Annotated in this window: 21 protein-coding genes and 1 tRNA gene; 15 read left to right on the top strand and 7 right to left on the bottom strand. The window is 31.8% G+C overall.

The features are described from left to right. The first annotated feature begins 31 nt into the window (after window positions 1–31). Entirely contained in the window at window positions 32–349 is a 318-nt protein-coding gene (trxA, locus tag IM755_RS02130) for a thioredoxin (protein WP_026724422.1), read from the top strand. A gap of 23 nt (window positions 350–372) precedes the next feature. Here the strand turns inward: trxA and IM755_RS02125 are convergent, their stop codons facing one another. Both IM755_RS02125 and IM755_RS02120 read right to left on the bottom strand, forming a co-directional pair. After that, complete coding sequence (locus IM755_RS02125; protein WP_194093406.1) at window positions 373–2,433, bottom strand: tetratricopeptide repeat-containing sensor histidine kinase; 2,061 nt, start codon at window positions 2,431–2,433, stop codon at window positions 373–375. Next, window positions 2,430–3,134: a LytR/AlgR family response regulator transcription factor gene (locus IM755_RS02120; RefSeq protein WP_194093405.1), complete on the bottom strand. Its 705-nt coding sequence runs from the start codon at window positions 3,132–3,134 to the stop codon at window positions 2,430–2,432. Before IM755_RS02120 ends, IM755_RS02125 begins: the two co-directional genes overlap by 4 nt. A gap of 120 nt (window positions 3,135–3,254) precedes the next feature. On the opposite strand from IM755_RS02120, the gene IM755_RS02115 reads away from it, so the two are divergent. The 4 genes from IM755_RS02115 to IM755_RS02100 all read left to right on the top strand — a co-directional run bounded on the left by IM755_RS02115 (window position 3,255) and on the right by IM755_RS02100 (window position 8,194). Then, window positions 3,255–6,362, top strand: coding sequence for a tail fiber domain-containing protein (locus tag IM755_RS02115; RefSeq protein ID WP_194093404.1), 3,108 nt, complete (start codon window positions 3,255–3,257; stop codon window positions 6,360–6,362). Between the two features lie 31 nt (window positions 6,363–6,393). Continuing rightward, window positions 6,394–7,320 (top strand): DUF58 domain-containing protein, encoded by a 927-nt coding sequence (locus IM755_RS02110; protein ID WP_194093403.1) that lies wholly within the window; start codon window positions 6,394–6,396, stop codon window positions 7,318–7,320. Between the two features lie 86 nt (window positions 7,321–7,406). Continuing rightward, window positions 7,407–7,483: transfer RNA gene (locus IM755_RS02105), tRNA-Asp, on the top strand. A gap of 336 nt (window positions 7,484–7,819) precedes the next feature. Further along, entirely contained in the window at window positions 7,820–8,194 is a 375-nt protein-coding gene (locus tag IM755_RS02100; RefSeq protein ID WP_194093402.1) for a hypothetical protein, read from the top strand. Window positions 8,195–8,294: 100 nt separating this feature from the next. Here IM755_RS02100 and IM755_RS02095 read toward each other — a convergent pair whose 3' ends face one another. After that, on the bottom strand, window positions 8,295–8,792 hold the full coding sequence (locus IM755_RS02095; protein ID WP_194093401.1) for a DUF456 domain-containing protein: 498 nt from the start codon (window positions 8,790–8,792) through the stop codon (window positions 8,295–8,297). 134 nt (window positions 8,793–8,926) lie between these two features. Between IM755_RS02095 and IM755_RS02090 the strand changes: the two genes are divergently transcribed. Genes IM755_RS02090 through IM755_RS02080 form a run of 3 tightly spaced genes read left to right on the top strand, consistent with a single transcriptional unit; the run spans window position 8,927 to window position 10,434 of the window. Next, a complete protein-coding gene (locus IM755_RS02090; RefSeq protein ID WP_194093400.1) occupies window positions 8,927–9,472 on the top strand; it encodes an energy transducer TonB in 546 nt (181 codons plus the stop codon). Window position 9,473: 1 nt separating this feature from the next. Then, the gene (locus IM755_RS02085; protein WP_194093399.1) at window positions 9,474–9,944 is read left to right on the top strand and encodes an energy transducer TonB; all 471 of its coding nucleotides are present in this window, start codon (window positions 9,474–9,476) and stop codon (window positions 9,942–9,944) included. 4 nt (window positions 9,945–9,948) lie between these two features. Further along, a complete protein-coding gene (locus tag IM755_RS02080) occupies window positions 9,949–10,434 on the top strand; it encodes a hypothetical protein (protein ID WP_194093398.1) in 486 nt (161 codons plus the stop codon). 184 nt (window positions 10,435–10,618) lie between these two features. Here IM755_RS02080 and IM755_RS02075 read toward each other — a convergent pair whose 3' ends face one another. Further along, window positions 10,619–11,644 (bottom strand): glycosyltransferase family 2 protein, encoded by a 1,026-nt coding sequence (locus IM755_RS02075; RefSeq protein ID WP_317172422.1) that lies wholly within the window; start codon window positions 11,642–11,644, stop codon window positions 10,619–10,621. A gap of 248 nt (window positions 11,645–11,892) precedes the next feature. Then, the gene (locus IM755_RS02070) at window positions 11,893–12,822 is read right to left on the bottom strand and encodes a hypothetical protein (RefSeq protein ID WP_194093396.1); all 930 of its coding nucleotides are present in this window, start codon (window positions 12,820–12,822) and stop codon (window positions 11,893–11,895) included. A 54-nt stretch (window positions 12,823–12,876) separates the two neighbouring features. On the opposite strand from IM755_RS02070, the gene ruvC reads away from it, so the two are divergent. From ruvC to IM755_RS02040, 6 genes are all read left to right on the top strand, one after another. After that, window positions 12,877–13,431: a crossover junction endodeoxyribonuclease RuvC gene (gene ruvC, locus IM755_RS02065; protein ID WP_194093395.1), complete on the top strand. Its 555-nt coding sequence runs from the start codon at window positions 12,877–12,879 to the stop codon at window positions 13,429–13,431. Window positions 13,432–13,493: 62 nt separating this feature from the next. Next, the gene (hemW, locus tag IM755_RS02060) at window positions 13,494–14,642 is read left to right on the top strand and encodes a radical SAM family heme chaperone HemW (RefSeq protein ID WP_194093394.1); all 1,149 of its coding nucleotides are present in this window, start codon (window positions 13,494–13,496) and stop codon (window positions 14,640–14,642) included. A 93-nt stretch (window positions 14,643–14,735) separates the two neighbouring features. Continuing rightward, window positions 14,736–15,494, top strand: a complete 759-nt coding sequence (locus tag IM755_RS02055; protein WP_194093393.1) for a cyclase family protein — start codon at window positions 14,736–14,738, stop codon at window positions 15,492–15,494. An 8-nt stretch (window positions 15,495–15,502) separates the two neighbouring features. Beyond that, a complete protein-coding gene (locus IM755_RS02050; protein WP_194093392.1) occupies window positions 15,503–15,874 on the top strand; it encodes an MmcQ/YjbR family DNA-binding protein in 372 nt (123 codons plus the stop codon). A gap of 45 nt (window positions 15,875–15,919) precedes the next feature. Continuing rightward, window positions 15,920–16,624, top strand: a complete 705-nt coding sequence (locus tag IM755_RS02045) for a PH domain-containing protein (protein WP_194093391.1) — start codon at window positions 15,920–15,922, stop codon at window positions 16,622–16,624. Window positions 16,625–16,745: 121 nt separating this feature from the next. Beyond that, complete coding sequence (locus tag IM755_RS02040) at window positions 16,746–17,948, top strand: NAD(P)/FAD-dependent oxidoreductase (RefSeq protein WP_194093390.1); 1,203 nt, start codon at window positions 16,746–16,748, stop codon at window positions 17,946–17,948. A gap of 126 nt (window positions 17,949–18,074) precedes the next feature. Here the strand turns inward: IM755_RS02040 and IM755_RS02035 are convergent, their stop codons facing one another. Both IM755_RS02035 and ahcY read right to left on the bottom strand, forming a co-directional pair. Further along, window positions 18,075–19,175 carry a DUF4407 domain-containing protein gene (locus tag IM755_RS02035; protein ID WP_194093389.1) on the bottom strand — a complete coding sequence of 367 codons (1,101 nt, stop codon included), beginning with the start codon at window positions 19,173–19,175 and terminating at the stop codon, window positions 18,075–18,077. A gap of 170 nt (window positions 19,176–19,345) precedes the next feature. Further along, a complete protein-coding gene (gene ahcY / locus IM755_RS02030; protein ID WP_194093388.1) occupies window positions 19,346–20,662 on the bottom strand; it encodes an adenosylhomocysteinase in 1,317 nt (438 codons plus the stop codon). A 130-nt stretch (window positions 20,663–20,792) separates the two neighbouring features. On the opposite strand from ahcY, the gene IM755_RS02025 reads away from it, so the two are divergent. Next, window positions 20,793–21,422 (top strand): 4'-phosphopantetheinyl transferase family protein, encoded by a 630-nt coding sequence (locus IM755_RS02025; RefSeq protein WP_194093387.1) that lies wholly within the window; start codon window positions 20,793–20,795, stop codon window positions 21,420–21,422. Window position 21,423 lies beyond the last annotated feature (1 nt).

Here is a 21,423-nt window from a genome sequence, read left to right as displayed (position 1 = left end):
TCAAATAAGTATAAAACTAAAAAGAAATAATATGGCATTAGCAATAACAGATGCTACTTTTGATGAAGTAGTATTAAAATCAGACAAACCAGTAGTAGTAGATTTTTGGGCAGCTTGGTGTGGTCCATGTAGAATGGTTGGTCCAGTTATCGACGAAATTTCTGCTGAATACGAAGGAAAAGCAGTAGTAGGAAAAGTAGATGTTGACGCAAACCAAGAATTTGCTGCAAAATACGGAGTTAGAAACATTCCAACAGTTTTAGTATTTCAAAACGGAGAAGTAGTTGGAAGACAAGTTGGTGTTGCTCCAAAGAAAACGTATACAGATGCAATTGATGCATTACTATAATATTTGAAAAAGAAATTCAAGGCTCAACGAAAGTTGGGCCTTTTTTGTTTTAAAACAACTTTGGTTCCTTTGTTTTCCGATGTTTCTACGTTAATTTCACAATCAATCATTTTGGCTAAATCTCTAATTAAATGAAGTCCAAGACCAGTTTTAATTCCAACAATTTCTTTTTCATCGTATAATGCTTTAAATTGCTCAATAGTTGCTCCTTTACCATTGTCTGTAATTGAAATAAAAGTTGTGTTGTTTTCATTCCAAGCTTTCCAAATGATCATTGGGTTATCAATATTTTCAAGAGCCTTTATGGCGTTTCCAGTTAAATTTCGCATTATGGTTTTTAGGAAATTTTGGTCGGTAAATAATTTGATATTTGAATTATTTTCAAATTGAATTGTAATGTTTTCAGTGCTAGAAAAATGATTTTTAATATCATGAAATAATTCAGAAATATTGATTTTTTCTGGCTGAGGTTTAAAGTTTTCCATCTGTCCTTTGCTCCACAACAAAATGTCTTCCATTGAGTTTAGAAGATTTTCTGCACCAGCTATTGTTTTTTGTTCCAAACGAGTTTTACTTACCTCATCTAATAAATCTGGGCTTTCTTTTTTTAGATGTAAAAATTGAATTAAACTCGCAACTGGACTTCTTAAGTCGTGATTTAAAATATTTAAAAAACGAAGTTTAGCTTTGTTTGCTTCTTCAAGCTCGTAATTTAAAACTTGTAGTTTTAGATTCGATTTTTTTCTATTTTCACTTTGTTTAAATAAAAGAAAAGCAATTATTAAGAGTAAAGAAAAACCAATAAAAAAGTATATTTTTTGCTTCTTTGAGTTTTCGATTTCAGCATTTTTCAATTTATTTTCTGCAGAAAGTAAATCAATTTTTTCTTGTTTGTATTGATTTTGAAATTTTGCTTCGGCGTTGGCAATGCTTTGTTTTGTAGATTCTTTTAAAACCTCTTCATTTACTTTGTTATAAATTTCAAAATAATGCAATGCTTCCTTCCAATTTGCTTGTGCTTTGTAACTTTTTGCAATAAGTTTGTTTATAGTAATAAAAACTGTTTTATCAAATTCATATGCATGAACAGAAGCTTCTTTTAAAATTGAGATTGCTTCTTTATAGTTTTTTTGTTCAAAAAATATTTTGCCTCGAGTAAGATTAATCTCCATTAAAATCTCAGTGTCCTTTGATTTTAACCCAAAATAATCTGCTTCTTTTAAATAAGAATTTGCTTTGCTTAATTGTTTTTTGTCTACATAATATTCCGCTAAATATCTGTTTGCAGAACTTAAACTCAAAAACAAAGAATCGTCTTTAGTAACTAAGCCGTAAATTTTATTTCTGTGCGAAACTAGGCTATCTAAATTTTGTAAACCCCAATAACATTTAATAAAATCATTGTGTAAAAAAGCCATTGCATTTGCAGATTCTTTCAAATAGGGTTTTGCAAGGTTGCAATATTCCAATCCTTTCCTAAATTGTTTCATCTTTATGTAAGCTTGTCCAATTTGAGAATACGAAATACCAATATTTACAAAATTATTATTATCTGTTTTAGGAAATTTTTTTCGGAATTCAATTGCTTTTAATTTGTAATCAATAAACTTAGAAATTTCCGATTTGTCTAAATAATATTCGCCCAAACTTCCAAATAATATTCCTTTAGAATAAACACTTTTAGTAGTGTCAACAATCGTTTTTATATACTCAATTAATTGATCTCTTTCTTTAAATTTTTTAGTAGAATAGTACAAATAATTTAATCGCATTAAAGCAAGAGTTTCTTGTTCTAAATACTTTCCTTTTTGAGCAAATTTTAAAGAATTTTCAAAATATGGAATAGCCTTATCGTATTGATTATTGTCATATTCAAATCCATAACCTTTGTAAAAGTTGAATTTTGATTTATCGTAATTGTTGTCAGATTTGGATATGCCTAACGAAGCAATCTGAATTAATTTCTTATATTCTCCATTGTTCTTTATGATTTCACATTGATTAGATAATTTTTCTAAGAATGTATTGGTTTGTCCAAAAGATAAAAGAGAAAATAGTATCAAAAAGAACTTTGCAAACCTCATACTATAAGTTTTAAGTTTTCTTTATAACTTCTACCAATAGGAATTGAAATATTATTATTTAAACAAACGTCATTTGGTCCAATTTTTTTTATGAAGTTCTTTTGAATGGCAAAACTTCTATGAATTCTCACAAATGAATTAAAATGGTTTTCTTTAAGTAAGTTTCCAAGACTACTCAATACACAATGTTTTTTATTTTGAGTAACCACTAAAGTGTAATCTTTTAACGCTTCAAGATAAAGAATATCTTCGCGTTTCAATTTAATTTGTGAATGCCCTTCTTTGATATAAATTTCATCTTGATTTTCAATTTTATCAAATAAATTGGCTTTATTTCGCATAGAAAAATACAGTTCAATTCTCGAAATTGTATTTTGAAAACGATCAAATTGTAATGGTTTGATTAGAAAATCAAATGTTTCTAATTCAAAGCTTTCTGCTGCATGTTCAGGATGTGAAGTTATAAACACGCAAACGGGTATGTTTTTTACTTGTTTTCTAAATTCCAAACCCGAAAGAGTTGGCATGTCAATATCTGAAAAAAGGATGTCTATGTCATCGATCAAATTGCTGTTTAGTGCTTCTGTTGCAGAACAAAAAACACCTTTAATTTCGATAAATGAAAATTTCTTGACATACGATAAAATCGTTAATCTGTCAATTTCTTCATCATCAATTATTATGCAATTTAAACGACTCATATACTTAAAAATACCAACCAAAAATACAATTTTTTTTCATTTGTCTATTTAAAATGTTATTTGTCTATTAATTTAATAAATAATGTTTTTTAAAAATATTTTTGAATAAAAAATCTACTTATGTTTAAATATATTTCAGTTTTTGTATCGTTATTTTTTATTCAGGTTTGTTCGAGTCAGGTTGGAATAAACACTACGACACCCAATGCACAGCTAGATATAAAATCCTCGAATCAAGCTTTTCCAAGTAATACAGATGGAATTTTAATTCCTAAAATTGATGCTTTTCCAGTAGTTAATCCTACAGCTGATCAGCAGGGAATGATGGTGTATTTGACTACAATAGTAGGAGTTAATTTACCTGGATTTTATTATTGGGATAATACGACAACTTCATGGATTTCTTTAAAAGGGAATGAGGATGCTGATTGGTATAAAGTTGCTACTACAAGTGCTCCAACAAGCATTAATGATAATATGTTCCATAATGGTAATGTTGGTATTGGAGAGGTAAATCCTCTTTATAAATTAGATATAAAAGAATCTAATGTTGCTAAGACAAGAGTTGCTAATTTCGAACATATAAATCCAGGTAATAATTTAAACATAGAAGTGTTAAAAACAAGTATAAATTCTGGGATTAATACTAACGGGATTTATTATGGATTAAATAATTCAATGAGTTTGTCTAATTCTGTGATGGGTATTGGTACAAATAATCTATATAACGGAACTTCTTCAAATGAAGTTTGTGGATATAGAAATGCTTTTTTTGTTTCGGGGTCTGGAACTCGATTTGGATTGAGTAATAATTTTAATTCAGGAACTGGTGTTCGCTACGGAGTTCATAATGTGTTTTCAGGTACCGCTAATCAACAAGTTGGGCTTTATAATTATTTTTCAGGAACTCCAACTTTTGCTCTCTTAGGAACATTTAACAAATTTGAAGACACCAGTATGCAGCCTAAAACAGGTTCTTATAATCAATTTATTAATGATCCTACAGCAAATGGAATTAACTACGGTTATAGAAATAGTTTTGATGGAATTGGAGGTCAAGCAAAATTTGGTTTTTACAATGAAATTTTAGGTAATGGCAATGGGGATTTTTATGGATTAAATAATTTTGTTTCCAATTCAGGTAATGGTAGTTTAGTTGGCGTAAAAAGTGAAATTAATGGTTCTGGAACAGGAAATAAATATGGAATTTTTAACACTATTAATCCTTCTGCTGGAGGCGTGCATTATGGTGTGTATTCAAGTGCTTTAAAAGCGAATAGTTTTGCGGGCTATTTTTTAGGAAGAGTTGCGATAGGAACTTCTGATGCTGATAAATATATATTACCGTCAAACAGGGGAACTTTAGGTCAAATTATGCAAACTGATGGTGTTGGTAATGTTACTTGGCAAAATGTAAGTGCGGTTATTGGAAGTAATTATTGGTCTACGAATGGAAATTCAGCTACAGTTGCTGGAACAAATTTTATTGGGACTACAGATAATGTTGATTTAATATTCAAAAGAAATGGACTTGTTGCTGGTAAAATTGAAATTACCAATACAGCATTTGGAGCAGAAGCTTTAAATAGTAATACCACCGGTTTTTCTAATACAGCAATAGGTGTTAATGCATTAAGAGCAAATATTAATGGATCATCAAATGTTGCTTTAGGGTATGGTGCTTTGAATTCGAATACATCAGGAAGCTTTAATTTGGCACTACATAAAGCATTAACACTTAATACAATAGGTAGTTATAATTTAGGGGTAGGTTTTGAAGCTTTGCATAATAATACAACGGCTAGTTATAATTGTGCAATTGGATATCAAGCATTATTTGGTAATACGGTTGGTAATTTTAATACAGCTATTGGCTCAAGTGCATTGGCTAATAATGTTTCTGGTAATTCAAACTTAGCCATAGGATCTATGGCTCTTAATTCAAGTATTTCGGCTTCATTTAACTTAGCTTTAGGTAATAATGCGTTACGATATAATACTTCAGGTAGTAATAATGTAGCTTTAGGATTAAATTCTTTAGAAGATAATACAACGGGGGTTTATAATACGGGAGTTGGAAATTCAACGTTAAAAGATAATATTAATGGGGTAGATAACGTAGCTATTGGAAATGCTACATTACAACTTAATGTATCTGGAAGTAGTAATACTTCAGTTGGTACAAGAAGTATGTTTTATAATACTACCGGTAATTCAAATACAGCACTAGGTTTTAATGCCTTATTTCGAAATACCTCTGGTGTTGGAAATATTGGAATTGGTTTTTCAACTTTAGTAAATAATACTATTGGGAATAGAAATATTGCGATAGGTAGTCAAGCTTTATTTAATAATGATAACGGTGCATATAATATTACTATTGGGTCTGAGGCATTATATAATAATATAAGTGGAAGTGATAATATAGCAATTGGATATCAAGCAGGTTATAATGAAATAGGATCTAATAAATTATACATAGAGAATAGTAATTCATCAACTCCTCTTATTTATGGCGAATTCGATAATGATATTATTAAAATTAATGGCGTTGTAAAAGTTCATAAAAATCCAGCTGATGCAGAAGAATTACAGCTCAATAATACAAGTGTTTTTGCGCATTCTTCTGGTAATCAAGATTTTGGAACGGGACAAAACGAATTTCTGTTGAGTTCAAGAGAAGGAGTTGGTGAAACAGGTGGAATTTATGGAGATGGAAATGCTGTTTCTATTTGGTCACCTGGTGATGGAAATTTAGGTCAGCCACCGGCATTGGTATATTTTTTGGATGAAGATCAATTTGATGCTACCAATACTAATCCATATGACAATACTGCTTTAAAAAGTTATATCTCTCCAGCTGGTGCTTATGTGCAAATTTCAGATAAAAATAAAAAGGAAAACATCGAAAAAATAAATAATGCCCTTGAAAAGATTCTAGCAATTAGCGGTTATACTTATCAATTTAAACAAGATCATAAAGAAATTGAAAAAGGAAAAGAACCAATAAAAAGCAGTGGGGTATTGGCGCAAGAATTAGAAAAAGTACTACCAGAAGCGATTCAGAAAAGTAAAGATGGTGATTATTTTGTAGACTATGCTGCTATTACACCTTTATTAATTGAAGCTATAAAAGAACAGCAAAAAAACATACAAAAACAAGAAGAAAAGATTAGTTCTTTAGAAGAGAGATTAGCAAAATTAGAAGCGCTATTAAATAAGCAATAAAAAAGTTACTCTAATTCATTATCTTTACGATATGAATTTAGAGCAGCAAATAGAAAAAATTTCCAGTTTTGAGCATTTAGAACTTTTGGCGAACCAAATTGTCGAAGGTTTTATTTCCGGTATGCACAAATCGCCTTTTCATGGATTTTCGGCAGAGTTTGCTGAGCATAAAATCTACAATCCTGGAGAAAGCACTAAGCATATCGATTGGAAATTATACGCCAAAACCGATAGATTATACACCAAACGTTACGAAGAAGAAACCAATTTACGTTGTCATTTAATTTTAGACAATTCGTCTTCGATGCATTATCCTAAATTAAAAGAAAATCAGCCGTTTTATGAAAGTAAAATCGGGTTTTCGGTATTGGCTTCTGCGGTTTTGATGAATTTGCTTAAAAAACAGCGCGATGCGGTTGGGTTGAGTGTTTATTCGGATACGTATGAATATTATTCGCCAGAAAAAGGAAGCGAGCGTCATCATCGCATGATTTTAAACAAATTGGAAGAAGTTTTATCTCAAAACAAAACCACTCGAAAAACGGATACAGTAACTTTTTTACATCAAATAGCTGAAAATATTCATCGTCGTTCTATGGTAATTTTGTTTACTGATATGTTCCAAAATGAAGACAACGACAAAATTTTCAAAGCGCTTCAGCATTTAAAACACAACAAACATAAAGTAGTGGTCTTTCATGTGTATGATGAAAAAACCGAGTTAAATTTCAATTTTGATAATACGCCACGAAAATTTATTGATGTAGAATCGGGAGAAGAAATTAATTTATTTGCCGAAAATACGCAAGAATCATATCAAAAAGTGGTACAAGAATATTTCAAAACGATAGAAGCAACGTGTATGCAGTATCAAATTCGCTATGTACCCGTTTCTGTAGGTGAAAATTTTGAAAAAATTTTACTAACGTATTTGGTTGAAAAACAAAAGTTTGGCTGATACTGCTAAAAAAAGTTTGATTTTTTTTATAAAAATATTTGCAGGAATGAAAAAGCGTAGTATATTTGCACTCGCAATCAAGCACTGGTTTGGTAGTTCAGTTGGTTAGAATACATGCCTGTCACGCATGGGGTCGCGGGTTCGAGTCCCGTCCAGACCGCCAGTAAAGAGGAAGCCTTTCGTAAAAGAAAGGCTTTTTTGCCCTCTTAAAATATTTAAAATAGTTGTGTTGTTTAGGTACGAAAGTACCAAAAAGGTTTAGTAGTTAGACCAATGGAAAGCTTTGCATTTATGCAGAGCTTTTTTGATTTTTATACTTTTCGTAGTTTTATAAATAATTTAAAGTTCTCAAATCGAGAGCTTTTTTATGCTCAAAATATAGGAAAACAATAAGATTAATCTTATTTTCGTATGTGATTGGAAACTATGCAAGCGAAAGGATTCACGCTGAAGTGCGTAGTATAAGAAGTTGGGATTGGAATTACAAATTAAATAATAAATGAAAACTAAATATTTTAATTATATCGCTTTTGCTTTAGTTGTTATTTGGATTATGTATAATCTTTATGAAGGAAACAATTACGACAATGAAATTGAAAAAAATGGAATAACAACAGTAGGGAAAGTCACGAAATTTAAAGGAGCAGGAAGAAGAGCGTATTTAAGATATCAATATTACGTAAATAATAATTTATTTGGTTCTGATGCACCAAGGGATGAAAAAGGAGAAAAAATAGGACAATTTTTCAAAGTAATTTATTCTAATAAGAAGCCAGAAGTATGTAGAATTTATCTCGATGAAAAAATTACAGACACTACATTGATATTAAAAGCAGGGTTTTCAAAAGAAGATATTGCAAATATGCCAAAATAATGATGAAATAACATGACTGCTTGAATAAGTTCAACGGGCGATAGCACAGATTTGTAATCTGCGCACACAAAGAGAGGCAATTAGTATTCCGTTCAGGCTATCAAAACCAAATTCCTCTATTCTGCCAAACCACAACAAAGAATACTCCTAAGAAAAGTAAACTCACTAAGAACTTAATAAACGTTCCCGCTAAGAATCCTAAGAACGATCCCGTAGCTGCTTTAAATGCGCGCTTTCCTTCGTTTGAGTTGTAAATAAGTTCGCCTATTAATGCACCTAAGAAAGGTCCAATTAAAAATCCGAAAGGTGGGAAGAATAAACCAACAACTAAACCTATGTTTGTCCCCCAAATTCCGTATTTACTTCCGCCGAAATACTTCGTGCCTTGTGCCGGAATTACATAATCTAAAATTCCAATTACAATGGCAATTGCTAAAGTAATGCCTAGTAACCAATAATTGGTTTCCATTCCGGGACAAAAATAAAGCAATAAAATTCCAACCCAACTAATAGGCGGACCTGGTAAAGCAGGAAGTAAGCTTCCAATAATTCCGACTAGCATTAAAAGCAAACCCAGAATCAATAAAAAGTATTCCATAAGATTTTAGTTATTGTCTAACAAATTTATAACTTTGTTTCTTACAATTTTAATTTATTGATTTTATGCGTTTTGTTTTTTTACTTTTTATTTCTTTTTTAATGGTTAATATAGCTGTAGCTCAAGACAAAAAAATGTCAACTCAAGATCGTTTGAAAGAATTGGCAAGAGTTAAAAAGGAAATTGATGAACAAAAAAAGAAAGAATGGGAGGCTTATTTGGTTCGTGTTGAAGAAAGTAAAGTGGCAAAACAACAAAAGAGACAAGCTGATTCAATTGAAAAGACGAAATTAGCTGATAATGTCAAAAAAGATGTAGCTGATTTTCCTAAATGTGATAATCAAGAATCGCCATATTACATTAGAAAAAATCCAACAACAGGTTTTGAAGAAAAAATTACTTTTACAGATTATATAAGAAAGCATATCTATAACAAGTTTAGATATCCTGAATTTGCAATGGATCATGAATTGCAAGGAAGAGTTATGGTGCATTTTATTATTGATAAAGAAGGAAATCCGCAAATAAAAGAAGCTAATGGTCCAAAAAACGGATTGATTTTGGAAGAAGAAGCTATACGCATAATTAAATCGTTGCCAACAGCTATTCCAGCTACTTGCGATGGGAAGCCGATAAATATTATGTATGCAATTCCTATAAACTTTCAGATGCAAGAGTAATATGAGAAAAATAATTCAGCTGCTTTTTTTAGTTTTTTCAATAATTTTATTTTCTCAAGAAAAAGAGAAGGCAGTTATTATTAATGATGTTCAGATTATTGACTCAAATTCTGAAATTATACCTTTGACAATAGTTGAACAAGCACCTGCATTTCCAAATTGTAAAGAAATTGCTGTTGAAAATTCTCAAGAGTGTTTTCAAACTGAATTAATGAATCATATTAAAAAGAATTTTGTATTTCCAGAGGATGTAATTGAGCAAAGAATTACTGTGAAATTACTTGCAAAGTTTATAATTGATGAGAATGGGATAGCAGTTGTTCAAGAAATTATTGGACCACCGCAAGCGGAGTCAATAAAAGAAGAATTAAGAAAAACAATATTAAAATTACCAAAATTTGAACCAGCAAAACATAGAGGGAAAGTGGTTAAGGTAAAACATGCATTTCCTTTGATGTATTCATTACAATAATTTTATGATTAAAAAAGCAGCTATTTTTATATTGTTTGTTTCATTAGTTTCTTGTCAGTTCTTCGAAAAACAAGTCCCTGATGAGAAAGAATTATTAGAACAAGAATTGAAAAAAATCAATTGGGATGAAGTCGATGAATTTCCATCAGTTTTGCAATGCGATACGATAAAAGATGCGGAAATAAAAAGACAATGTTTCTTCGATTATATGACGCAAACCATTCAAGAGCGAATAGGAATTGATACGTTACGTGTTGAATATCCAGAAATCGACACCATCAACGTAAAAATTACCGTAAATCCCGATTCAAGCTTGCACTTTGAAACGCAATATCCAAACGATAGCATCGCTTTAGCAGATAAAACAAAAATCGATAGTATTTTAACTTCAAGATTGTCTGATTTCCCAAAAGTAGAACCTGCGATTAAAAGAGGCGTGAAAGTAAAAACGCAATTTGTGCTTCCGGTGATTATCAAAATGGAGAAATAAGCAAGGGCAAATTCAAGTACAAGGGCAAGTTCAATTTCAAATTAGGAACACAGATTTAAGAAATTTCAATAATTTTCAAAATCTTATATGAACTTAATTCGAAAAAAGTTGTCAACTTCAAAAAACTTACATGACTTATATGTTAAAAACAATTCGTGCTAATTCGTGAAATTCGTGTTTAAAATTATTTCTTGAATTTTCTCCCTTTCCAATTATATTTCCCAAACAAAGAATACACCGCCACCGAAACACTAAAAAACGGATACAGCAAACTACTCGCTAACACATTTTGTAATTTCGATTCGAAGAAATTAGCGGTTTTGTAAATCAAGATAAAATCGATTAGGAATTTCAAAGCGACAAAAAGCATGAAAATGTTTTGGTCCAATACACTTGTCAACCAAAGTAAGAAGCTTAAAATCCAAGTCAAATTACCACCAAAAACCACAAGCGCTAACAACTTACCGTAAATAGAAGAATATCCTGTACTTTTTGAAGCCCAACGAACCCTTTGCTGAAATAATTCAGACCAAGTTTCTGTTGGTTTTGTTGCGACAATACTTTCTTTAGCCAATAAAAAACCAACTTTCTTCGGCGCAACTGAAACCGCTTTTTGAAGTAGAAAAACATCGTCACCGCTAGCAATGGTTTCATTACCTTGAAATCCGTTTAATTCCTTGAAGAATGATTTTGAATAGGCAAAATTAGCGCCATTACACATAAAAGGTTGGTTGATTCCAAAGCTTCCAATCGTAGCGCCTTGTAAACTCAAGAAATCTAAATTCTGAAAAGCGGATAAGAAACTATTTTTCGGAATATAACAAACGCTAGAAGCTACCATTTCCACTTCATTTTCCTGAATATATTGATCATAAATTTTCAACCAATCTTTCTGAACCAAACAATCGGCGTCGGTAGTTATAATCCAATCGTTTTTGGCAACTTGAATAGCGGTTTCAATCGCATCTTTTTTTGGAGAATTTGATTTACGAACATTCTTTACTATTTGAATTCTAAATTCTAAATTCTGAATTCTAAATTCATCCTCAGAATCATCATCCACTAAAATAACTTCCACTAATTCTTTCGGATAATGCAACAAAGAAATCGAATGCAATATATTTGGAAGATTCTCTTTTTCATTTCGAAATGGAACTACAATGGTAAAAGATGTTTTTGAAGTGAATTCCTTTCTCGAAAAGCGTTTCATTCGATTAAATCCATAAATCAGTTGCCTAATGAACAGGAGGTAAATGAGAAAAACGGTTCCAAGAATCAATTCCAGCATAATTAAAAATTAGTTCTATGTGAGTTATGTTTAGTGAAACGCCTAAAATCAACACAGTCAAAATCTATTGTGACTATGTGTTAAATTTTAAAACACATAGAAACATAGTAAAAGTGTGAAAAAATAATGAGAAGACAAAGAAAACTTCGTTTTTGCACAAAGAAAATCGGTTATGCTTTTTTGTCATTCAACTTAAATCGCATCACATAATAACTGCCAATCACTACAGGTAAAACTACGTTTAAAAACCACATTAACGTACTAATGAAAATTACAATCCATTCGTTAATACCATATTTTCCGAAGAAAAACATCGCCACACTCCCTTTTACAGCAAAATCTAAAAATTGAAAACTCGGTAGCGATGAAGCTAAAAAATAAACCGCTGCGATGGAACTAATCAAAGTAAAATAAGGTAAATCTACATCAAAAACTAAAAATAAAACGTAATACTGATGTGAAAAAACTAAGTAACGACAAACACCAAGCAAAATATTTTTTCGGTGAATCTTCTTAGGAATTTCGTTTATTTTGTGTAGCAATTTCTGAATGGAATACCCTTTAATAGTGATGTTTTTAGAAAGAATAGAAGCAAAAAACAATATAACTGCAATTCCAATAATCGCTAAAGCCCATTTCCAATACCCAATTAAAATCAATCCAATAGTTCCAAAAATAATGGTCAAAATCATTTGGATTCCGTTGCAAATCAAGTTTAAAAACACCACTTTTTTAGTTTGCTCTTTTTTGAAAAACATAGCTTTTCCAGCATATTCTCCCAAACCATTTGGCGTGAAAATTCCAGCAGTTAGAGCGCCCAAAACTTGTTTACTTGCCTCGCTAACGGAAATTGGTTTGATAAAACTCACTAAATTCTGCCACTTTAAAATCTCAAAATAACGATTCGCAACACTAAACAGTAAAATGAAAATAATGGTTAAGACGGAAGTTTTTTCTAAAACTAAAGTTTGGAATTTACTCCATTCTAACTTTGAATTTCCAGCAATTTGGTCGTAAATAAAATAAAACGCACCAATTACAATCAAAAGTTTGATGGTAAAAACAAGGAATTGCTTAGCTTTGTGAGGAATTGAAATCATTGGTACAAAGAAACGAAAACTTTGAACTTGAAACTTGAAACTTGAAACAAAATTTTGGCAAACGAACGCATCATATTAGGAATTGACCCAGGAACGACGATTATGGGTTTTGGATTAATCAAAGTAGTCAACAAGAAAATGGAATTTCTGCAGTTGAATGAACTCATTTTATCCAAATACGACAATCATTATCAGAAATTAAAAGTCATTTTCGAACGCACTATTGAGTTAATTGATACACACAATCCAGATGAAATTGCTATTGAAGCGCCTTTCTTTGGGAAAAACGTGCAATCGATGCTGAAATTAGGAAGAGCGCAAGGAGTTGCCATGGCAGCCGGACTTTCAAGAGATATTCCTATCACAGAATACGAACCTAAAAAAATAAAAATGGCCATCACTGGAAACGGAAACGCCAGCAAAGAACAGGTAGCCAAAATGCTCCAACAATTATTAGGTTTAAAAGAATTACCAAAAAACCTCGACTCAACAGATGGTTTGGCAGCAGCAGTTTGTCATTTTTTCAATTCAGGACGAGTGGAAGTGGGGAAAAGTTACTCAGGTTGGGATGCTTTTGTAAAACAGAATGAAGATAGAATTAAAAAATAGTTTTCAGTCTCAGTTTTCGGTCTCAGTACTGCAAACTGCGACTGTGACTGAATACTAATAAAATGTCAGGAATCTACATCCATATCCCTTTTTGTAAGCAAGCATGTCACTATTGCGATTTTCATTTTTCTACTAATTTGAAGAAGAAAGACGAAATGGTTTTAGCGTTGGCTAAAGAAATTGAAATGCGTAAAAGTGAATTTCAAGATGAGATAGTAGAAACGATTTATTTTGGTGGTGGAACGCCTTCGATATTGTCGATTGAAGATTTAAAATTTTTGATTGACGAAGTGTATCGAAACTATAAAGTTGTCGAAAATCCTGAAATCACAGTTGAGGCTAATCCAGATGATTTAAATGAAAATCGAATAATTGAACTCTCAAAAAATAAAGTTAACCGATTATCAATCGGAATTCAGTCTTTTTTTGAAGACGATTTGAAACTCATGAATCGTGCGCACAATGCAGAAGAAGCTAAGAAGTGTTTGGAAACAGCAACTCAATATTTCGATAATATTTCCATCGATTTAATTTACGGTGTTCCCGAGATGAGTAATGAAAAATGGTTGCAAAATATCGAAACTGCTTTGTCTTTTGGCGTGCCTCATATTTCGAGTTATGCGTTAACGGTGGAACCCAAAACCGCTTTGCATTCGTATATTCAAAAAGGAATTATTCCGCAACCTGATGACGAAGTGGCTCAAGAACATTTCCAAATTTTAGTCGATAAACTTTCGGAAAACGGATTCATTCACTACGAATTATCGAATTTTGGCAAAGAAAATCATTTCTCAAAAAACAATTCGAGTTATTGGTTGGGTAAAAAATATATCGGAATTGGTCCGTCAGCTCACAGTTATGATGGGAAAAATAGAGGTTGGAATATTTCTAATAATTCGCTTTATATCAAATCGATTCAAGAAAATAAATTGCCAATTGAATTCGAAACGTTAACCAAAACCGACCGTTATAACGAATATATTATGACAGGTTTACGAACAATTTGGGGTGTTTCATTAGAAAGAATCGAACAAGAATTTGGAAAAACCTATTTAGATTATTTATTAAATCAATCAAAAAAACACATGGAACAATCATTATTAGAATTTGTCAAGTCGAGCGAAGTCGAGACTGTCTTAAAAACCACTAAAAAAGGAAAGTTTTTGAGTGACGGAATAGCTTCCGACTTATTTTTACTAAATTTGGAATGATTATGAACCTCTAAGAACACAAAGAAAGCACAACGAAAAGCAAAGCTTTGTGAACTTAGTGAAAAACTTTGTGACCTTTGTGGTTAAATTATTATGCTAGCTAAAATTAACAACATACAAATTGATTTATCAAAACCTTTTGATATTTCCATTCCATTAACCAATAATGAACAAAATCCAATTGCTTGGTATCAAAATGCTCCTGAAATTGAACCTGTAAAAATGGGCGATTGGATAGGAAAAGTTTCGGAGGGAAAATCATCAACCAATTTTAATAATATTTTCTTCAATCCTCACGCGCATGGCACGCACACGGAATGTTTAGGACATATTACCCGTGATTTTTATTCGATAAATCAATGTTTGAAACAGTTTTTCTTTACAGCAGAATTGATTTCGGTAGAGCCAAAATCGGTTGGGGAAGATTTAGTTATTACAAAAGAGCAAGTTGAATCAGCATTGAAAGATAATTCGCCAGAAGCAATCATCATCAGAACTTTACCAAATCCAGAAAGCAAAAAGCATTTGAATTACTCTAATACGAATCCGCCTTACTTAGAAGAAGCAGCTGCGATTTTTATTAGAGAAAAAGACATCCAACATTTGTTAATTGATTTACCTAGCGTTGACAAAGAACACGATGAAGGAAAATTACTAGCACACAAAGCGTTTTGGAATGTAAAAGACGTAAACCAAGTCAATAAAGAAGCTCGCTTTAATTGTACGATTACGGAAATAATATACGTTAATCAAGAAATTCAAGATGGAAGCTATCTATTGAATTTACAGTTCGCTTCGTTTGAAAATGATGCTTCACCATCAAAACCTGTTTTGTATAAAATTGAAAAGTAATTATCAAAATGGATATTCAGCAATTATATGAGTTCTGTTTGAGCAAAAAAGGCGTAACTGAACATTTTCCATTTGATGAAGATACTTTGGTTTTTAAAGTAGGTGGAAAAATGTTTTGTCTAACTTCATTATCCGAATGGGAAAAAGGAACACCGTCTTTAAATTTGAAATGTGATCCAAATGTTGCAGTAGAATTACGTGAGAAATATGAAGGAATTCTTCCTGGCTATCACATGAGTAAAATTCATTGGAACACAGTGAAGGTAAACGAAGATGTCCCAGATAAAAAAGTAGTTCATCTGATCAATCATTCGTATGAATTGATTTTTTCAAGTTTAACAAAAAAAGTAAAAGAAGAAATCTTAAAATTTGATAATTAGGCATTACTTTTGTGCTACTAAATAAGAAAATTCAAAGTAACTATCATGATAGACAACTTAAAAAAAATATTAAACGAAGATCAAGATCCAAAAGCTATTGAGAAAATCACAGCTAAATTGGAGAATCTTTTAATGTCGAATGAAGAAGTAGGCTATATTGCGGTTCAGAAAAAACCAGCGGTAACAATTTTTCCAGATAGCATTGTGGTAACCAACAAACGTATCATTTTATGTAAGCCTAAAAACTTAGGTTTGTCAATGGAATTCATCGATTATGATTGGGATGATGTCGCAGGTTCGTTTGTAAAAGAAGGTATTTTAGGAGCTGATTTTACCTTTACTACTAATTCTGATTTAACACATACGGTTGATTATTTACCAAAAAATCAAGCGAGAAAATTATATACTTACGCTAAAGAGCAATTGGATTTATTGAAAAACCCAAAAGTAGCAACTCCAATTGTAGAAGAAGTTAAAGCAGAAGCTTCAATTGAAACGCCAACCCAAGAAGTAGTTGAGGAAATTCAAGCTGAAGAAGTTACGCATTTTGCAGAGTTAATGCCGACACCAAATGACGTTATTCGTGATACGGAAGTTGAGGCTCCAATTTCAGAAGAAAAAGGGTTAGCGCATTTAACTCAAGACGAATTATTTGCTAAACTTCAGAATTATAAAAAATTATTAGACAACGGATTAATCCTTCAAGGAGAATATGATCGATTAAAATCCGATATTTTAAAATATCTATAATAAAAATATAAATGTCATTTAAAGCCTGAAATTCACGTTTCAGGCTTTTTTGTTTGTGTAACTTTTGTAACAGATAATGTTTTGATAATGAGGTAACTTTACACTATAAAATTAAAACAAAATGACAACAACAGTAGTTATAGGAGGAAGTTTCGCAGGAATGACTGCAGCCTTAGAGATAAAAAGAAAAGGTAAAGACCAACATAAAGTAATATTAATTGATAAATCACCTTTGTTTTTGTTTATTCCATCATTGATTTGGGTGCCTTTTGGAAGACGAGACATTAAAGATATTTCTTTTAGAAAGGATGCTATTTTAGCTAAAAAAGGAGTCGATTTTGTAAATGCAGAAGCCTTAAAAGTAGATGTGAAAAACCAAGTAGTTACGACCGACAAAGGTGATTATAAATACGATCATTTAGTAGTAGCAACGGGTCCAAAAGTGAAATACGATATAGCACCAGGTGTTGCTGAACATACGCATTATATTGGAACTCCAAACGGAGCCATGAAAGCTAGAAAAGCTTTGGAAGAATTCAAGAAAAATCCGGGTCCAATTGTAATTGGTGCGACTCAAAATGCGGGTTGTATGGGTGCGGCTTACGAGTTTTTATTCAATGTAGAGAAATGGCTTCGCGAACAAAATATTCGTAAAAAAGTTGATTTATATTGGATTACACCTGAAGATTATTTGGGACACTTTGGAATCGATGGAATGCCAATGGGAGAAACCATGCTAAAATCCTTCATGAGTATGTTTAATATTCATTACAAAACACAAGTTGGAGTTGAAGAAGTTACCGAAGATAAAATCAAATTAACAAACGGTGAAGAGTTGCCATATAAATTCTCAATGTTGATGCCGCCATTTATTGGTGTTGAGTTTGTGACGAATTCTCCGGAATTACATGCTACACCAACAGGTTATATTCCAGTTAAAGACAGTTACCAACACGTAGATTATCCAAATGTTTGGGCGGCTGGAATTGCTGTGAATGTTCCACTTCCATTTACACCTGGAAAAGTGCCTTTCGCTTCTCCAAAAACAGGTTACCCAAGTGATGAAACGGGTAAAATCGTAGCCGAAAACATCATCAGAGTTACCGAAGGTAAAACCAAACTTAAAGAAAAAGCTTGGGGCAGAATTCCTGGATTATGTGTTATGGATGCTGGTAAAAAAGAAGTATTGTTATTATCGACAAGTCTTTTTAAACCAAGAACTTTTGCTATTATGATTCCAAATGTAATTTATGATATCAATAAAGTAATTTTAGAAAAATATTTCCTTTGGAAAAGTAGAAATGGTTATTCTTATTTGCCATAAAATTTAATAGCAAAGAGCTCAAAAAAATATAAAAAGAAACCCGATAAATTTTTAAACTTATCGGGTTTTTCTTTTAATAACCTTTGCGAACCTTGCGTAAATCTTTGCTAACTTTACGGTTAAGCCTTACATTGATTTCTTCTGCTTCTCTACAAATCCATCCGCTTGAAGTTTTAGTAATTCCGTAGCACTTTTCTTTTTGTAGTTGTAAAGTTCTTTATCTTCTTTGATGTCGGCATAGACTTTATCGTAAATTTCGGCATCGGTTTTCTTTTGTAATTCGCTTTGATAACGATTTTGTGCTAGCATATTTTTGATGCCCATTTCGTTATCTTCTTGTTTGAAATCGTATTCGCTTTTTGGTGATAATAATTTGGCAATAATAGGCGAAGTTTCAATCGCTAAAAACAACAACATAATGAAAAACGAAGGCAAGAATGGTAACTTATTCAAAGCGTTAATTCGAGCCATTAAACCGTCGAAACCTTCGATAATAGGTTGGGTTTCCGTTACTTTTTTGTCTAAATCGGTTTGTAAAGTTTTAGCTTTCGCTTCTAAATCGGTGATTTTTGCTTGATTAGTAGTTTTTAAAGTTGCTAAATCTTGCAAAGCAGCATCGTGTTTTTCACGTTTTTCTTTATAAACCGGACCTTTGCCTAATTTTTTAGTTCCGGCAGTTCCTTCGGCTTCGGTAATGTAAACCGAATATAAATCATTTACTTCTTTTTCTTTTTTAAGAATATCCGATTTTAAACTATCAATTTGGGCTTTGTTTTTGTCTAAATCCGATTGAAAATAATTGGCTACTTGTTTTTTGTTGGCCAACATCATTTCGTTCTTTTCTTTCAATAAAACCGTATTGATTTCTTTTTCGAAGATTTTAATTTCCAAAGGTTTTGAAATTACGATAGCAATAATAATCGCCAATGCAATTCGTGGTGTTGCCTGAATAAATTCGTCTAGAAAGCTATCTCTTTTTTTAATAGTTGAAACAATAAATCGGTCTAAATTAAAAATAAGCAAACCCCAAACTAAACCGAAAGCAATAGCTATAAATGCATTATCGAAAACAGTAAAAAGAGCATAAGCACTCGCAATAAAAGCCATTACGGCTGTGAAGAAAACGGTAGCTCCAATTCCGGCATATTTGTTTTGCTCGCCATTAGAACAGCCATTAATTATGTCGGAATCTACGCCCGAACATAACATAAAAAAACGTTTTAACATGATGATTGATTTTGATTGATGATGATTAGTACAAATTTAACGCCAAAAGTTTCAAGTTGTTGCTAATTTGTTGAAAAATAGTTGTTAAAAGAAAAAACCCTCACATTACTGCAAGGGTTTTATATAATTAAGTGACTATTTACTAATCATTTTTTACTTTTTACTAAAAATTAGTATCTGTAATACTCAGGTTTGAATGGACCTTGTACTTCAACTCCAATGTAAGCTGCTTGCTCTGAGTTTAAAGTTTCTAATTCAACACCTAATTTAGCTAAGTGAAGCGCTGCTACTTTTTCATCTAAATGTTTAGGTAACATATATACTTCATTTTTATAAGCTGCACTATTTGTCCATAATTCAATTTGAGCTAACGTTTGGTTAGTGAATGAATTACTCATTACAAAACTTGGGTGACCTGTTGCACAACCTAAGTTTACTAAACGTCCTTCAGCTAAAATGATGATGTCATTTCCGTTGATAGTGTATTTATCAACTTGTGGTTTGATTTCAATTTTAGACGCACCGTGGTTTTTGTTTAACCAAGCCATATCGATTTCGTTATCAAAGTGTCCAATGTTACAAACGATAGTTTTATCTTTCATAGCCTCAAAGTGACGACCTACTACGATATCTTTATTTCCAGTTGTAGTAATTACGATATCAGCATTACCAATAACAGTATCTAATTTTTTCACTTCAAAACCGTCCATAGCTGCTTGTAAAGCACAAATTGGATCAATTTCAGTAACCGTTACAATAGAACCAGCACCACGGAAAGAAGCCGCAGTTCCTTTTCCAACGTCACCGTATCCACAAACAACAACTCTTTTTCCAGCTAACATAACATCAGTTGCACGACGAATAGCATCAACAGCTGATTCTTTACATCCGTATTTGTTATCAAATTTCGATTTAGTAACTGAATCATTTACGTTGATTGCCGGCATGAATAAAGTTCCGTTTTTCATTCTTTCATACAAACGGTGAACTCCAGTAGTAGTTTCTTCTGATAAACCTTTAATTCCAGGAATTAATTCAGGGTAACGGTCAAAAACCATATTAGTTAAATCACCACCATCATCTAAAATCATGTTCAATGGTTTTCTATCTTCACCAAAGAATAAAGTTTGCTCAATACACCAGTCGAAATCTTCTTCATTTAAACCTTTCCAAGCATATACTTGAATTCCAGCAGCAGCAATAGCAGCAGCAGCTTGATCTTGAGTTGAGAAAATGTTACAAGATGACCAAGTAACTTCTGCACCTAAAGAAATTAAAGTTTCAATTAAAACTGCAGTTTGAATTGTCATATGAAGACATCCCGCAATTCTAGCTCCTTTTAAAGGTTGAGATGCTCCGTATTCAGCTCTTAAAGCCATTAAACCTGGCATTTCAGCTTCAGCTAATTCAATTTCTTTTCTTCCCCAAGCTGCAAGCGAAATATCTTTCACTTTATAAGCTACATAAGGTAATGTTTGTGTACTCATCTATTATGTATATTTGTATATTCTAAAATTAGGGTGCAAAATTACAAAATATCTTTTTATTTTTTCAAAGATTTCTATTAATTTGTGAATTGTTTAGTTTTCTAATGATTTGAAAAACAACAAAATATAAATGCCGCTACATAAAATTATACATATAAACGAAACCACTACTGCGTACTTTTGGTATATCACTGAAGACGTAACTTCATTATTTAGAGCCGTTTCGTTAAAAGATACTTCGCTTTTTCGTTTAGAAGGAATGAAATCGGAAGAGCACCAAAGAGGATTTTTAGCGGTTCGAATGTTATTACAACATTTGGGTTACACCGATTATGATTTAACATATGATGAAGCTGGAAAGCCTCATTTAAGTGATGGCAAACATATTTCTATATCACATTCGCACGAATTTTCATGTATTTGCATTAGTGATGAATTGATGGGAATTGATTTGGAAAAACTCAAAGAAAAAACACTAAAAATTGCTCCGAGATTCATGGAAGTAAAGCATTTAGAAAATCTTCCAACTTCGGAACAAATAGAAAAAGCAACTGTCATTTGGGGTGTAAAAGAATCGATTTTTAAAATCAAAAACGAAAAAGGAATCAGCTTCCCAGAACATATTTTTGAAGATGAATTTTCTTTTTCCGATGGAAAATGTTCGGCAGAATTGCATTTTAATAATCAAATAGAAAAGTTTAATATTCAATTTTATAAAGTAGAAGATTATATCTTTGTATGTGCTTTCCCAAATAACTAAG

Source organism: Flavobacterium proteolyticum, from assembly GCF_015223105.1.
GTDB classification, from domain to species: domain Bacteria; phylum Bacteroidota; class Bacteroidia; order Flavobacteriales; family Flavobacteriaceae; genus Flavobacterium; species Flavobacterium proteolyticum.
Note: the sequence above shows the minus strand (reverse complement) of the source record. Positions and strands in the feature narration are given on the sequence as shown.